11 protein-coding genes are annotated in these 15,118 nt (G+C 59.9%); 9 read left to right on the forward strand and 2 right to left on the reverse strand.

Annotation, left to right across the window (positions count from 1 at the left end; all coding sequences use genetic code 11):
- Positions 1–85: 85 nt before the first annotated feature.
- The 4 genes from OJ965_RS09725 to OJ965_RS09740 all read left to right on the forward strand — a co-directional run bounded on the left by OJ965_RS09725 (position 86) and on the right by OJ965_RS09740 (position 4,532).
- Positions 86–1,600, forward strand: coding sequence for a sugar ABC transporter ATP-binding protein (locus OJ965_RS09725; protein ID WP_009089491.1), 1,515 nt, complete (start codon positions 86–88; stop codon positions 1,598–1,600).
- 10 nt (positions 1,601–1,610) lie between these two features.
- A complete protein-coding gene (locus OJ965_RS09730) occupies positions 1,611–2,591 on the forward strand; it encodes an ABC transporter permease subunit (RefSeq protein ID WP_265139044.1) in 981 nt (326 codons plus the stop codon).
- Between the two features lie 88 nt (positions 2,592–2,679).
- The gene (locus tag OJ965_RS09735) at positions 2,680–3,618 is read left to right on the forward strand and encodes an ABC transporter substrate-binding protein (RefSeq protein WP_046102116.1); all 939 of its coding nucleotides are present in this window, start codon (positions 2,680–2,682) and stop codon (positions 3,616–3,618) included.
- 230 nt (positions 3,619–3,848) lie between these two features.
- Positions 3,849–4,532 carry a D-lyxose/D-mannose isomerase gene (locus tag OJ965_RS09740; RefSeq protein ID WP_265139047.1) on the forward strand — a complete coding sequence of 228 codons (684 nt, stop codon included), beginning with the start codon at positions 3,849–3,851 and terminating at the stop codon, positions 4,530–4,532.
- 178 nt (positions 4,533–4,710) lie between these two features.
- Here the strand turns inward: OJ965_RS09740 and OJ965_RS09745 are convergent, their stop codons facing one another.
- Positions 4,711–5,454: a response regulator gene (locus OJ965_RS09745; RefSeq protein ID WP_265139049.1), complete on the reverse strand. Its 744-nt coding sequence runs from the start codon at positions 5,452–5,454 to the stop codon at positions 4,711–4,713.
- 431 nt (positions 5,455–5,885) lie between these two features.
- On the opposite strand from OJ965_RS09745, the gene OJ965_RS09750 reads away from it, so the two are divergent.
- Positions 5,886–7,184 (forward strand): NCS2 family permease, encoded by a 1,299-nt coding sequence (locus OJ965_RS09750; protein WP_265139263.1) that lies wholly within the window; start codon positions 5,886–5,888, stop codon positions 7,182–7,184.
- A gap of 952 nt (positions 7,185–8,136) precedes the next feature.
- Here OJ965_RS09750 and OJ965_RS09755 read toward each other — a convergent pair.
- A complete protein-coding gene (locus tag OJ965_RS09755) occupies positions 8,137–9,591 on the reverse strand; it encodes an AMP nucleosidase (protein WP_046102104.1) in 1,455 nt (484 codons plus the stop codon).
- Between the two features lie 464 nt (positions 9,592–10,055).
- Between OJ965_RS09755 and OJ965_RS09760 the strand changes: the two genes are divergently transcribed.
- The 4 genes from OJ965_RS09760 to OJ965_RS09775 all read left to right on the forward strand — a co-directional run bounded on the left by OJ965_RS09760 (position 10,056) and on the right by OJ965_RS09775 (position 15,112).
- Positions 10,056–11,465: an EmmdR/YeeO family multidrug/toxin efflux MATE transporter gene (locus tag OJ965_RS09760; RefSeq protein ID WP_140028916.1), complete on the forward strand. Its 1,410-nt coding sequence runs from the start codon at positions 10,056–10,058 to the stop codon at positions 11,463–11,465.
- Between the two features lie 177 nt (positions 11,466–11,642).
- Entirely contained in the window at positions 11,643–12,755 is a 1,113-nt protein-coding gene (locus OJ965_RS09765) for a lactonase family protein (RefSeq protein ID WP_265139052.1), read from the forward strand.
- 138 nt (positions 12,756–12,893) lie between these two features.
- Positions 12,894–13,049, forward strand: coding sequence for a hypothetical protein (locus OJ965_RS09770; RefSeq protein ID WP_265139054.1), 156 nt, complete (start codon positions 12,894–12,896; stop codon positions 13,047–13,049).
- Between the two features lie 395 nt (positions 13,050–13,444).
- Complete coding sequence (locus tag OJ965_RS09775; protein WP_265139056.1) at positions 13,445–15,112, forward strand: ShlB/FhaC/HecB family hemolysin secretion/activation protein; 1,668 nt, start codon at positions 13,445–13,447, stop codon at positions 15,110–15,112.
- Positions 15,113–15,118 lie beyond the last annotated feature (6 nt).

A 15,118-nucleotide genomic window follows, 5' to 3' on the forward strand; every position in this document is an offset into this window, starting at 1 on the left:
TGACAAATATGAATGGCCGCTGACATTTTCCGTTTATCTGGCGTTGCTTAACTGACGGCTATCCACAGTCCGCAGGAGCGAGGCGATGACAGCCACACCGATACTGGAAATGCGCGGCATTACCCGGCGCTTCGGCAACTTTTACGCCCTGAAGGGGGTGGATCTCACGGTCTGGCCTGGTGAGGTCCATGCGCTGATGGGGGAGAACGGCGCGGGCAAAAGTACCCTGATGAAGATTCTGGCCGGGGCCTACAGCGCCAGCGGCGGAGAGATTCTGATCGAAGGCGAACCGCGGGCGCTGAAAGGGCCAAAAGCGGCGCTGGCCGCCGGGATCACCCTGATTTACCAGGAGATTAACCTGGCCCCCAACCTGACGGTGGCGGAAAACATTTTTCTCGGCAGCGAAATCGCCCCCGGCGGGCTGGTGAAGCGGCGGCAGATGGCGGAGGAGGCGCAGCGGGTGATTGACCGGCTCGGCGCGCAGTTCAGCGCCTGGGATGTGGTCAGCCGCCTCAGCATTGCCGAGCAGCAGCAGGTGGAGATCGCCCGGGCGCTGCAGCGTAACAGCCGGATTCTGGTGATGGATGAGCCGACCGCCGCGCTCTCAAACCGTGAAACCGAACAGCTCTTCGCGCTGATCAAACGACTGCGCAGCGAGGGAATGGCGATTATCTACATCAGCCACCGCATGGCGGAGGTGTATGAGCTGTCGGATCGCGTCAGCGTGCTGCGCGACGGCGAGTATGTCGGCAGCCTGACGCGCGATCAACTCAACGCCAGTGAACTGGTGCGGATGATGGTCGGACGGCCGCTCAGCGATCTCTTTAATAAAGACCGGTCGATTCCGCTGGGTGATATCCGGCTGGCGGTGAATCACCTGACCGACGGCGGCAAAGTGCACCCCAGCAGCCTGGCGGTGCGCGCCGGTGAGATCGTGGCGCTGGCGGGGCTGGTCGGTGCAGGCCGCAGCGAGCTGGCGCAGCTGATCTTCGGCGTTCACAAGCCGAAGGAGGGCGAGATCTGGATCGATGGCGAGAAGGTCACCATCCTCTCACCGCGCGATGCGATTGCGCGCGGCATCGGCTTCCTCACCGAGAACCGCAAAGAGCAGGGGCTGTTTCTGGAGATGGCGGCGCAGGAGAACATCGTGATGGCGACGCTGGAGCGGGATGCCAGTTACGGCATGCTTAACCGCCGCAAAGGGCAGACCATCGCCAGCGAGGCGATCGCCTCCCTGAATATCCGCGTGCCGCATGCGCAGGTCCGGGCCGGCGGCCTCTCCGGGGGGAATCAGCAGAAGCTGCTGATCTCACGCTGGGTGGCGATTGGCCCGCGCATCCTGATCCTGGATGAACCGACGCGCGGCGTCGACGTCGGGGCCAAAAGCGAGATCTACCGCATGATGCAGGAGATGGCGCGGCAGGGCGTGGCGATTCTGATGATCTCCAGCGAACTGCCGGAAGTGGTCGGGATGAGCGACCGCGTTTACGTGATGCATGAAGGCACCATCGTCGGTGAGCTGGAGGGCAGCCACATCAGTCAGGAAAATATTATGACGCTGGCAACCGGTGCGCACAGCGCAGCAGCAGGCGGAATCTGAGGAGATCACCATGACACAACTGGCCCGCACCCCCGCGCCCACGCTGAAACGCGCCCTGATGGGCGATCTGCTGCAGACGGTAGGGATCCTGCCGATTCTGATCCTCATCGTGGCGGTTTTTGGCTTCGTTACCCCCAACTTCTTTACCGAAGCGAACCTGCTGAACATTACCCGTCAGGCGTCGATCAATATCGTGCTGGCGGCGGGGATGACCTTTGTCATTCTCACCGGCGGCATCGACCTGTCGGTGGGGTCGATGCTCGGCACCACGGCGGTGGTGGCGCTGGTGGCCTCGCTCGACCCGATGCTCGCTTCCATGACCATTTCGATGGCGCTGGGCGCGGGTCTGGTGATGGGGCTGTTCAACGGCGTGCTGGTCGCCTGGGCTGGACTGCCGCCCTTTATCGTCACCCTCGGCACCTATACCGCCCTGCGTGGTGCGGCCTACCTGCTGGCGGATGGCACCACGGTCATCAACTCCGACATCAATTTTGAGTGGATTGGCAACGGCTACCTCGGCCCGGTGCCGTGGCTGATTGTGATTGCCTTCGCGGTGATCGCCCTCTGCTGGTTTATCCTGCGGCGCACCACGCTGGGCGTCCATATCTATGCGGTCGGCGGTAACATTCAGGCGGCACGACTCACCGGCATCAAGGTGGGCGGGGTACTGCTGTTTGTCTACGGCATGAGCGGCCTGCTCTCGGGGCTGGGCGGTCTGATGAGCGCCTCCCGTCTTTACAGCGCCAACGGCAACCTCGGCGTCGGCTATGAGCTGGATGCGATTGCCGCGGTGATCCTGGGCGGCACCAGCTTCGTCGGGGGCATCGGCACCATCACCGGCACCCTGATTGGCGCGCTGATTATCGCCACGCTCAATAACGGTATGACGCTGATGGGCGTCTCCTACTTCTGGCAGCTGGTGATCAAGGGCGCGGTGATCATCATCGCCGTCCTGATCGACAAATACCGTACCCGTCATCATGTGAGTTAAGGCTGAAAGGCGGAGGCGCGATGTCGCCGCCGCCTCTGTAAAAACGCCATTAAGCGGTTGGCACTCTGATAACAGCAGGAGAAGGTCTATGCGTTTTAATCCGATTGTAACCGGGCTGCTGGCGGCAACGCTGTTCAGCGCCGGGCTGGCTCAGGCAAAAGAACTCAAATCCATCGGCGTCACGGTCGGCGATCTGGCTAACCCCTTCTTCGTGCAGATCACTAAAGGGGCGGAGATGAAGGCGCGTGAGCTGGCGGGGGACAAGGTCAACGTGACGCTGGTCTCCAGCGGCTACGATCTCGGCCAGCAGGTGGGGCAGATCGATAACTTTATTGCGGCAAAAGTGGACATGATTATCCTGAATGCCGCCGACTCGAAAGGCATTGCCCCGGCGGTGAAACGGGCGCGTGATGCCGGTATCGTGGTGGTGGCGGTCGACGTGGCGGCCGATGGGGCGAATGCGACCATTACCTCCGATAACACCCAGGCGGGCGCGATGGCCTGCAAATATATCTCTGACCGCCTGAAAGCGAAAGGCAACGTGGTGATCATCAACGGCCCGCCGGTGTCTGCGGTGCAGAACCGTGTTGAAGGCTGCATGAACGAACTGAAAACCCATCCCGACATCAAGCTGCTCTCTTACAACCAGAACGCCAAAGGCAGTCGAGAAGGGGGACTGGAGGTGATGACCGGTCTGCTCTCCGCTAACCCCAAAATCGATGCGGTGTTTGCCATTAACGATCCCACCGCCATCGGCGCGGATTTAGCCGCGAAACAGGCGCAGCGCAGCGAGTTCTTTATCGTCGGCGTCGATGGATCGCCGGATGGTGAAGAGGCGCTGAAGCGCAAAAATTCCCTGTTTGTCGCGACCCCGGCGCAGGACCCGCAGGTGATGGCGGCGAAGGCGGTGGAGATTGGCTACGACATTCTGCAGGGCAAACCGGCACCCGAAAAGCCGGTGCTGATCCCGGTGAAGCTGATCGATCGTGACAACATCGGCAGCTATCAGGGCTGGACGGTGAAATAAGGCGCAGGGCGGCACCCTCCGGGTGCCGCTTCAGACTGAATCTGCCAGCAACGCATGACTTTATTGCGCAGGGAACACGGGCAGAGGAGGAAAGCGTCCCGCGCCAGGGACGGCGCGGGCCGAGTGGCCAGGGATGATTTAAACGACTTTCTGATCTGACCGTGTTTCCTGCGCAGGCTCTGTCCAGCAGCTAACGGGGCAGACTTTGTCAGCACCCTCAGGAGGCCACCATGCAACGTTCAGAGGTCAATCACTACCTGCAGCAGACGCGCGAATTTTTCCGCCAGCAGGATGTGCATCTGCCGCCGTGGGCCGATTTCGGATTACGTCAGTGGCGGGCGCAGTCACCTGACGCGATGGCGGAGATCCTGGCACTGCGGCTGGGCTGGGATCTCACCAGTTTTGGCGCGGATGACTTTCAGCAGACCGGGCTGACGCTGTTTACGCTGCGCAACGGTTCGCCCGGCGGACAGCCGTGGCACAAACCCTATGCGGAGAAGATCCTGCACGTGCGCGACGGGCAGCTGACGCCGATGCACTATCATCCACGCAAGATGGAAGACATCATCAATCGCGGCGGCGGGAATCTGATTGTCGAACTGCATAACCGCGACGGCGCGGCACTGGCTGACTCGCCGGTCACGGTGTCGCTGGATGGTCTGCGCCAGACCTACGCTGCGGGTTCGCAGCTGCGGCTTTCGCCGGGTGAAAGCGTGACGCTCGAGGCGGGCCTCTGGCACAGCTTCTGGGGCGAACCGGGTTTTGGCGACGTGCTGGTAGGCGAGGTGTCGATGCCCAATGATGACGAAAACGACAACGTGTTCCTGACGCCACTCGCCCGCTTCAATCCGCTTGAGGAGGATGAAGCGCCGCACTGGCTGCTCTGTAATGACTACGCCCGCGGCTTTACCTGACCCTTCCGGACGCTGATCATCGCTGCGCGTGATCGCCGGGAGCGGGCTGCCTCATCGTTCTTATGCTGCGCGCGGGCGGTTCACCAGACCGCCGTGCGTACTCGCGGGTAAACTGCGTCAGACTTTCATCGCCCATATCCGCCGCCACGGCGGCGACATTGCCGGGACGTTGCGCGATTCAGGCGATCTGGCTGGTGCGCGGGGCGGTTTCAGGTTTCATTACGTCAGCCGAAAAGACATAGCCCAGCCCGCGAATGGTGCGGATCAGATCGGGCTGATGCGGGTTGATTTCGATTTTGCGGCGCAGGCGCATGATCAGCACGTCGATGGTGCGGTCAAACACATCCAGACTTTCGCTGTGGGTCAGCTCCAGCAGCTGATCGCGGGTCAGCACCTTGCGGGCGTGACGCACCAGCGCCCGCAGCAGGCTGAACTCGCCCTGGGTCAGCGGCACCAGCTCGCGCTGCGGATTGAACAGCTGGCAGCGACTGTCGTCCAGCTGCCAGCCGCCGAATCGCCAGCCCGCCGGTTCCGCTTCGCTCTGGACAGGGCGTCCGCCGCGCCGCAGGGCCGCCCGGGTGCGCGCCACTACCACGCGCGGATTAAAAGGTTTGGCAATATAATCATCGGCACCCATCTCCAGGCCGACCACCATCTCCGCTTCGGAACCCATACCGGTCAGCATGATCACCAGCACCTCGGGGCGCTGACGCTGCAACTGCTGCAGCACCAGCAGTCCGTTGGTGTCAGGCAGCATCATATCCAGCATCACCAGCGTGATCTCCGGGTGCGTGCTGAGCATCAGCAGCGCCTCTTTTCCCTGATGACAGCAGTAGACCTTTAACTGATGTTCACCTAACGCATCCTGCAGGACGTCGCAGACAGCAGGATCATCATCCACCACCAAAATCGCTGGCTTCATGGCGCGGCCTCAATGTTACGAAAGAGTTAATTCAGGAGTCTACACAGGCCAGAAAAGTGCGCTGAGGCAGCGTGCTGAAACGTGACACGCCTCGCCCGCCATTATGCGGAAGCGTGCGCTGGCGCAGAGTTTTGCGGGGGTGACACAGAGAGGCAGGAAAACGATTGCGCATCCTCGGTGCATTGCACCATAATCGCGCCTCGTTTTGGTTCGGAATTCTCTGAGGCGCATCCGGCTCTGCCAGGTAATCGATTGCGTCGGCAAGTGGCATGGCAATTGCTTTGGGCAGTGGGTCAGTCAGGGATTTCAGACGATTCCGGCAGGTCAGTATGTAGCGGCCGGTATCCGCGTCCCGAAAACAGAATAATCAGCATGCAACCCCCTTTGGCAAGCGAGACCCACACCGGTGCGGTCTCCTGTATCGAGAGATGATGATGTTAGAAAAACTATTCAAACTCAAAGCGCATAACACGACGGTTCGTACCGAGATTATCGCCGGGATCACCACCTTCCTGGCGATGGCCTATATTCTGTTTGTTAACCCGAGCATTCTGGGCGCGACCGGCATGGATAAGGGCGCCGTATTTGTCGCGACCTGTCTGGCGGCGGCGATTGGCTGTGCGCTGATGGGGCTGATCGCTAACTACCCGATTGCACTGGCACCGGGCATGGGGCTGAACGCCTTCTTCACCTACACCGTCGTACTGCACATGGGCTACACCTGGCAGATTGCGCTGGGTGCGGTGTTTCTCTCGGCAGTGATTTTCTTTGCGATGTCGCTGTTTAAAATCCGTGAGTGGATTATTGCCAGTATTCCGCTGCCGCTGCGCGCGGGGATTGGTGCCGGTATTGGCCTGTTTCTGGCGATCATTGCGCTGGAAGGCGCAGGCATTGTGGTCGATAACCCGGCGACGCTGGTGGGCATTGGCGATCTGACAAAACCGGGTCCGCTGCTGGCGATGCTTGGCTTTGTGATGATTGTGGTGCTGGAAGCGCGTCGCGTAACCGGTGCCGTGCTGATCGGTATTCTGCTGGTAACCTTTATCTCTATGGGCATCGGCCTGTCGCCGTTTGCCGGGGTCTTCTCTGCACCACCATCGATTGCACCGACCTTTATGCAGCTGGATATTGCTGGCGCGTTTAACGTCGGCCTGGTCAGTGTGATTTTTGCCTTCCTGTTTGTGGATGTGTTTGATAACACCGGCACCCTGCTGGGCGTCACCAAACGCGCCGGTCTGGCGGATGAGCAGGGTAACGTGCCGAAGATGGGCCGTGCGCTGATTGCTGACAGTGCGGCTGCGCTGTTTGGTTCACTGCTGGGCACCTCAACCACCACCAGCTATGTGGAGTCGGCGGCGGGCGTGAGTGCGGGTGGCCGCACCGGCCTGACGGCGATCGTGGTCGCCGTGCTGTTCCTGCTGGCGCTCTTCTTCTCACCGCTGGCCTCCAGCGTGCCGGTCTATGCCACCGCGCCCGCGCTGCTGTTTGTGGCCGTGCTGATGACATCCAGTCTGGCGGATATTGACTGGAAAGATATCACGACTGCTGCCCCGGTGACGGTTACCGCGCTGACCATGCCACTGACCTATTCCATCGCCAACGGTATCGCCTTTGGATTTATCACCTGGACGCTGGTGAAGCTGCTGAGCGGTCGCGCCAGAGAGGTCAATGCCGCGCTGATTATCCTGTCGATTCTGTTTGTGATTAAGCTGGGCTGGCTGAGCGCCTGATGGTGGGTTGGCGGCCGGGGAGGTTTCACCTGGCGGTTGGGAGTTATCACCTGGCAGTGGGGGGCTCTGAGAGGATTTCGCCTGTCGGGGGGAGGGAGTTATTACCTGGCGGTGGGCTGGCTCTGAGAGGGTTTCGCCTGCCAGGCTGTGGGAGTTATTACCTGGCGGCGGGGTGGCTCTGAGAGGGTTTCGCCCGCCAGGCGTGTGGGAGTTTCAGTTCGCCCGTGCAGGCGGACGCGTCAAGGGGCGGACGCCCGCCCCTTAACAATCCCGGCGTCCGGCAGCCTATGCGCCCCGCGCTGCGGGGTACCTTCGTCACGCCCTGCGGCCGACGGACCGTCCGGACTCGCCATCCCTGGCTCGTGCCGTCCTCTCGCCGACGTCCTGTCGGCTCATCCTGGCCTCCGGTTGCTCCTCAGCGCGCCGGATGCCTCTCCCACACCCCCGCCTTAGATATCTTCGTTTCTCCTGAATGGATCGTTGTCTGCTGGCCTGAAGGCTAAGGCAGTCTCATTAACTCACCGCGATAAGAGAGCCAGATAAACAGAAAAGTTAACAGCGGGGAGGGAGGCCGTCTGAACCGCTGAGCGGATGAGGGATTTCAGGACGAGCGACAGGGATGTCGCGAAGAGGCAGGTTCGCGCCAGGGATGGCGCGTCCTGCCGGTCCGTGAGAAATCCGGAAGAAGCGAAGGGACCGCGAAGCGGCGGTGAGGCAGGCCGGAGCCCGGGGTCAAGGGGGCGCTGCGACTGGCGCCCCCTTGTCGGTCGCCTGCAGAGGCGAAGCTGGAACTGCCGGATTCACCCGGCGAACGAAACCTGCTCAGACTCAGCCCGCGCAGCGAACCCTATCAGCCCAGGCGACCAGCCGAACGAAATCTTCTCAGACTCCGCTCGCGCAGCAACCGCCCTCAAGCCCCGTTCGCGCAGCGAACACCCCTCGGCAGCAACTCTTACCGGAAAGGCGGCTCATTAAACGTCCGCAGCTTCCGCGAATGCAGCTTGTCACCCTCGGCGCGCAGCAGTTCTACCGCGTGGATACCAATCTGCAGATGCTCCGAAATCGCGCCTTCATAGAAGCGGTTGGCCTGACCCGGCAGCTTGATTTCACCGTGCAGCGGCTTATCGGAGACGCACAGCAGCGTGCCGTAAGGCACCCGGAACCGGTATCCCTGTGCGGCAATGGTGGCGCTCTCCATATCGACCGCCACCGCGCGGCTCAGGTTAAAACGCAGCGCCGACGCAGAGTAGCGCAGCTCCCAGTTGCGGTCATCCGTGGTCACCACGGTGCCGGTACGCAGCCGCTGTTTGACCTCTTCTCCCGGCATGTTGCTCACCGCTTTGGTGGCGTCATACAGTGCACGCTGCACCTCGGCGATGCTCGGCACCGGGATGTCAGGCGGCAGTACGCTGTCGAGCACGTGGTCGTCGCGCAGATAGGCGTGTGCCAGCACATAGTCACCAATCCGCTGACTTTCGCGCAGACCGCCGCAGTGACCAATCATCAGCCAGGCATGCGGGCGCATGACCGCCAGATGATCGCAGATGGTCTTGGCATTCGACGGGCCAACGCCGATGTTAATCAGCGTAATGCCGCGACGGTTGGGTGAGGTGAGATGCCAGGCGGGCATCTGGTGCTTCTTCCACGCCAGATCGGAGAGCATCGCCTCGCTGTCGGCCGTGTCGGCCGTCAGCACCACGTCCCCGGCGCAGGCCAGGCTGTCGTACGGTGTCTCCGGGTCGCGCACCTGCTCGATCGCCCAGCGGACAAACTCATCAACATAACGGGTGTAGTTGGTGAACAGCACAAACGGCTGGAAATGTTCCACGCTGGTGCCGGTGTAGTGACGCAGACGGGCCAGCGAGAAATCGGTGCGCAGCGCGTCGAAGTGGGAGAGCGGAAACTGAGCGTCCGCGTGGAACAGCCCGTCGGTGGTCTCATCCCCAATCTGCGACAGCTCGGTGGTCGGGAAGTGGCGTGCGATACCGGCGCTCATGGTGCGGTCCAGTGAGAGATCGGAGCCGTCAATCACGTAGGGATAGGGGATCTCCTGGCGGGAAGGCACCACGTCAATTTCCAGCTCGTACTCCTTCTCCAGCATCGCCAGCTGTTCCGCAATGTAGTGGCGCAGCAACGCCGGGCGGGTAATGGTGGTGCTGTAACTGCCGGTATGCGTAAAGCGTCCCCAGGCACGCGTGCGATTCTGCTGCGGGCCGTCACCGCGCCAGGTGATGCGCAGCTCCGGGTAAACAAACAGTCCCTGCTCCCGGGCGTCGGCATCGGGCAGCGTGCCGTTTTCGGTAAAGGTTTTAATCGCCGCACGCAGTGCATCGACCGCGCCACTGTAAAGGCGTTCAAGTTCATCCAGCGCCTGCTGGCTGGTCAGGTTTTTCCGTAATGTCGGCATGGTTTCTCCTTCCATTTTTTTCCGCAGTTTGCCCCAAGCTTAGCGGGTTTGTTGCAGAGATTGGTGAAGAATGTGTGATCGCCTTTTTTTTGCACGAACCCGGCGGATAATCTGAACAGCGTGGCCGGATGCGCCCGTCAGCGGCGCTGAAAGCCCATAAGAAAATCTTCACGATCCAGGCCGGGGTATTGTTTACACTGCCCGCATTATGAGGGCGAAAAGAGGGCAGGATGGGTACCCGCTGGCGCGCGCTGTGCGTTCGTAACGTCGGGGAAATAAACAGGATTGCTACAGCGGGCAGGGCGACGGGGCAGAAAATGCCGTGACAGCCCGAAAAAGTTTGTAACGATGATTAATTTGTCCCGGAAAGACTTTGCATATTTCTCTGCCCACTATCATCATTAGAACTCCTGTCCAGTCTCTTCTGATTTGGTAATCCTTTGCAAAATCCCGGCGTAGCAGTGATGCAGGCGATCAGGCGCACGGCGTGGTACCCGAAACGTCGCGCTTATCGCACGCTCTACTGGCGTGAAATATCGCCATTAGCAGTGCCTATCTTTTTCGAGAACGCCTGTGTGCTGTTGATGGGCGTACTGAGCACCTTCCTGGTCAGCTGGCTGGGCAAAGAGGCGATGGCGGGCGTGGGCCTCGCCGACAGCTTCAACATGGTGATCATCTCGTTCTTTGCCGCCATCGATCTCGGCACCACGGTGGTGGTGGCGTTCAGCCTGGCTAAACGCAACGGCAAGCGCGCCCGCGCCGCCACGCGTCAGTCGCTGGCCATGATGACGATACTCGCCTTCGTGCTGGTGATCGCCATCGAGTTCTGGGGGCATCTGATTATTGATGCGATTGCGGGATCGGCCGAACCCAAAGTCAAAGCGCTGGCGCTGAGCTACCTCCAGACCTCCGCCTGGAGCTATCCGGCTGCCGCCATCACCCTGATTGGCAGCGGGGCGCTGCGCGGCGCAGGCAACACCAAAATCCCGATGCTGATTAACGGCGGCATGAATATCCTTAACATCATCATCAGTAGCGTGCTGATCTACGGCTGCTTCTCCTGGGACGGTTTAGGGTTTATCGGTGCCGGGCTGGGGCTGACCATTACCCGTTATATCGGGGCAATCGCCGTGATTTACGTGCTGATGATCGGCTTTAACGCCTCCCTGAAAATCACCCTGTCGAGCTATTTCCGGCGCTGGAACAGCAGCATCCTGATGGAAGTTTTAGGTATCGGCGTGCCTGCCAGCATCGAGTCGGTGTTGTTCAACGGCGGTAAACTGCTGACCCAGGTCTTTGTCGCCGGGATGGGCACCAGCGAGATTGCCGGTAACTTTATTGCCTTCTCGGTGGCGTCGCTGATCAACCTGCCGGGCAATGCGCTGGGGTCCGCATCGACCATTATTACCGGCACCCGGCTGGGTAAAAATCAGGTGTTTCAGGCGGAGCGCCAGGTGCGGCATGTTTTCTGGCTGGCGACGATCTGTCTGAGCGCGATAGCGCTGATGACGGTGCCGCTGGCCGGATTGCTGGCGCGCTTTTACACCAGCGATCCGGAGGTGATAAACGTGACGAAACACCTGCTCTGGCTCAATGCCCTGTTCATGCCGCTCTGGGCCGCCTCCTGGGTGTTGCCCGCCGGACTCAAGGGCGCACGCGATGCGCGTTACACCATGTACGTGTCGATGTTCAGTATGTGGGGCGCGCGCGTGGTCGCGGGCTATCTGCTCGGCATTGAACTGGGCATGGGCGTCACCGGCGTCTGGCTGGGGATGTTCCTTGACTGGACGGTGCGCGGCGTCTTCTTCTGGTGGCGACTCAACAGCGGCAAGTGGCTCGATCGCTATCGTCAGATGCTCGCCAGAATCGGTTAGCGGCCTGCTCACGCCTTCTCCGCTGCGGGGAGGCGTGGCGCTTCCGATGTAAAACACCCCAGCCGTCACATCTCCAGACTTTTACGCTACCGTTCAGGCAGTTGCACAATGCGCGACGCGCCCGGCCTGGCTATCGTCATTCGGATGCCCGGACCCGATAATCAGAAAGGTGATTCTATGAACCGTTTTAAAACGGCGCTGGCGCTTCTGCCGCTCCTCTGTAGCCCGTCAGTATGGGCAACGACCTTTGTTTATGTTTCGAATGCGGAGTCGGGCACCGTCTCCCGCTATACGCTTAATGAGGCCACTGGCAGCCTGCACTGGCGCGGCGAGACCCCCGCCGGGGGAAAGATTATGCCGCTGGCGGCCAGCCCGGATGGCCAGCACCTCTATGGCGCACTGCGCAGCCCACCTTACGCCATCGTCAGCTGGCGCGTGACCCGTCCGCATGGCGATCTGCAGAGAATGGCGGTGACACCGGTCGCGGCCAGTTTTCCGTGGATCACCACCGACAGGCGCGGTCACTTTCTGCTGGCGGCCTCCTATGACAGCGATATCGTCACCAGCAACCGGATCGATAACCAGGGCAGAGTGACGGAGCAGGTCACGGGCGAGGTGAAGACCGGGCCGCACGCCCATTCCGTGATCACCGACGTCAGCAATCACGCCCTGTACGTCGGCAACCTGGGCACCGATCGGGTGCTGCAGTATGCCTTCAGTGACGATGGCGTCATCACCCCGCTGGGTAAAGGGTTCGTTCAGGGCGAGAAAAACAGCGGGGCGCGGCATTCGGTGATCTCACCGGATAATCGCTTTGTCTATAACCTCGCGGAGATGAGCGGCACCATCACCCAGTTCCGGCGGGGGGCGGATGGCTCTCTGACGGCGTTGAAACGCTGGCCGAATGCGGTGGCGAAGCGCTATAACCTGCAGCACGGCGAGCAGCGCCCGGCGGGCTACAGCGATCCCACGCCACGTATCTGGGCGGCAGACATTCACATCACGCCGGACGGGCACTTTATCTATGTGACCGAGCGGACATCCAGCACCGTCAGCGGCTACCGGGTCGATAAAGCGTCTGGTGAGTTAACGCTGATCGGCAGCTGGCCGGTGGAAAAACAGCCGCGCAGTATCGCGATTGCTGCACAGGGAAAATGGCTGATCGTCAGCGGAGAGAAAAGCGCAGTGATAAGCAGCTACGCCATCGACCCCGCCAGCGGCGAGCTGAAACGGGTGTCAGAAGCTCCCGCCGGTAAAGGGGCTAACTGGGTTACGCTCATCGCGCAGTAAAGGGGCGGTGTCCGGTTAGTGGCTGGCCGGGCAGGGCGCGTTATGCCAGTTCCGGCATAAGCAGTGCAGAAATTTTTGGTTCAGATCCGGCGGATAAGCGGGTTTACTCAGGGCATCAACTGATGCGGAGAGTCTGAGATGAAACAGAAACTAAAAGCCTGGTTTGAACAGCTGCTGAGCGGCCCTGCAGCGGAAGACGCCGGGCGCGATATTAACGTCGAACTGCTGCTGCCGCTGAGCCAGCTCTATGGGCTGGAATATTACCCGGCGGTGCATCGCTACCATGAAAAATAGCGGTTGTTCTCTTCCCGGTTAAAGGCCCGCTTACTGAGCGGGCCTTTTTGCGTTCTATAAGCGGCAATGACTTCCGCCCCTATCCCTGAGCGAAACAACATTTAATCCCTCCTTAACCCTCAGCGCTGTTACATAAATCAGGCATCCTGTGTCGATATTGATTCACATCCGCATCTGATTACATTCATATCGTTAACACTCGCAAAAACACGCTTTGTAAACAATGTCTCAGGCGCATTGAAAATTTGGCTTAACGAATGTTTTTACACTGCCAGTTTTACTTTTGCCATCAAGAGGTTTTTATTTTAAGTCAATAAGGAACTTCTGATTATTAAGGTGTTAATCTGCACGCCTGTCCTTACACAAAACTTACAATTAGCGTTGTTAAACCTTCGATGAAAATGCCGCAGACAGGGATGTGGCTGGCTTTCGGAGCCAGTGTATTTATGAGCAACGTCATGGCGGCGCCGGTCACGCCCGGCGACCTTGATGTTATTCAGAATCAGCAGCAGCAGCGTCTGCAACAGGATCAGCAGCAGCGCGATGCGTTAACGCAGTCACATCAGGTGACACTGCCTCAAAGTAAGCCCGCGCAGGTCGATGGTCCCTGCTTTGATATTCGCCAGATTATCCTGCAACAGGCCACCTTAATCACGCCAGCGCAGCAGGCGAAACTGGTCGCGCCTTATATCAATCAGTGTCTGACGCTGGAACGCATTAACCAGCTGGTACGCGCAATATCGGACTGGTATGTCCAGCGGGGTTATATCACCAGCCGTGCTTTTCTGACGGAACAGAACCTCTCCCGCGGAGTGTTAACGATTACGGTGCTGGAAGGCAGGCTGGAAGAAATTCGTTTGCAGGGTGCCCCTTCACACCAGCTGAAAATGGCCTTTCCGGGCCTGGCCGGTCGCATTTTAAATTTGCGTGATATTGAACAGGGCATGGAGCAAATCAACCGCCTCCGCACAGAGCCGGTGCAGATTGAGATCATCCCATCGACTAAGCCCGGCTACTCCATCGTTAATCTGACCAGTAAACCTGAATTTCCGCTGACGCTGGGAGTGAATATGGATAACAGCGGGCAGAGAAGCACGGGTGTCGGCCAGCTTTCCGCCTCGCTGGTGGGGAACGATCTTCTGGGGTTAGCCGACCGCTGGTTTGTGAGCGGCGGTCGCAGCAGTGCGTTCAGCGACTGGCGTGACGCGCAGAATTTTCAGGCGGGTGTCAGCGTGCCTTATGGCTACGGGCTGCTGGATTACAGCTATAGCTGGAGCAACTACCACAGCCGCTTCAACGCGAACAGCTTCGACTGGTACAGCAACGGCGATAACATCTCAAACCGTCTCAGCGGTTCATGGGTCCTGTTCCGCAATGGACAGATCAAAACCGGTGTTCAGGTCGGACTCAGCCACTATGTCAGCCATAACTGGCTGAATCAGACACTGCTTCAGAGCAGCAGCCGCAAAATCACCAGTCTGCAACTCGGCGTGAATCATACGCAAAAAGTGGCAGGCGGCGTGGCAACCTTTAATCCGATGCTGAGCCGCGGGATGCCGTGGTTCGATGCCGAAAGCGACAGCGGTAAACGCGACGATCTCCCCAAAGCGCAATTCCGCAAGTGGAGTGTCAGCAGCAGCTATCAGCGACCATTGACGCAGAAAATGTGGTGGCTCAGCAGCCTGTACGCTCAGTGGTCGCCCGATCGCCTCTACGGTAGCGAACGCCTGACGATAGGCGGTGAAAGCTCAGTTCGCGGCTACAAAGAGCAATACCTCTCCGGCGATGTCGGCGGTTACCTGCGCAACGAACTCAACTACACGCTGTTTACGCTGCCAGTGATTGGCGAAGTCAGCTCCACGCTGGCCCTGGATGGCGGATGGCTGCAGAGCGACAGACAGGATCGCTATGCCGCCGGCACGTTGTGGGGCAGTTCGCTGGGACTGGGTACCCGCAACGCCCATGTCTCCACGCAGCTGTCGCTGAGCATTCCCGTCAGCTATCCCGACTACCTGGCGCCCGATCGCCTCAGCGTTTACGCACGTATTGGACTCGTTTTCTAAAAAAAG

This window comes from Pantoea anthophila (assembly GCF_026104315.1).
Classification (GTDB): Bacteria; Pseudomonadota; Gammaproteobacteria; order Enterobacterales; family Enterobacteriaceae; genus Pantoea; species Pantoea anthophila.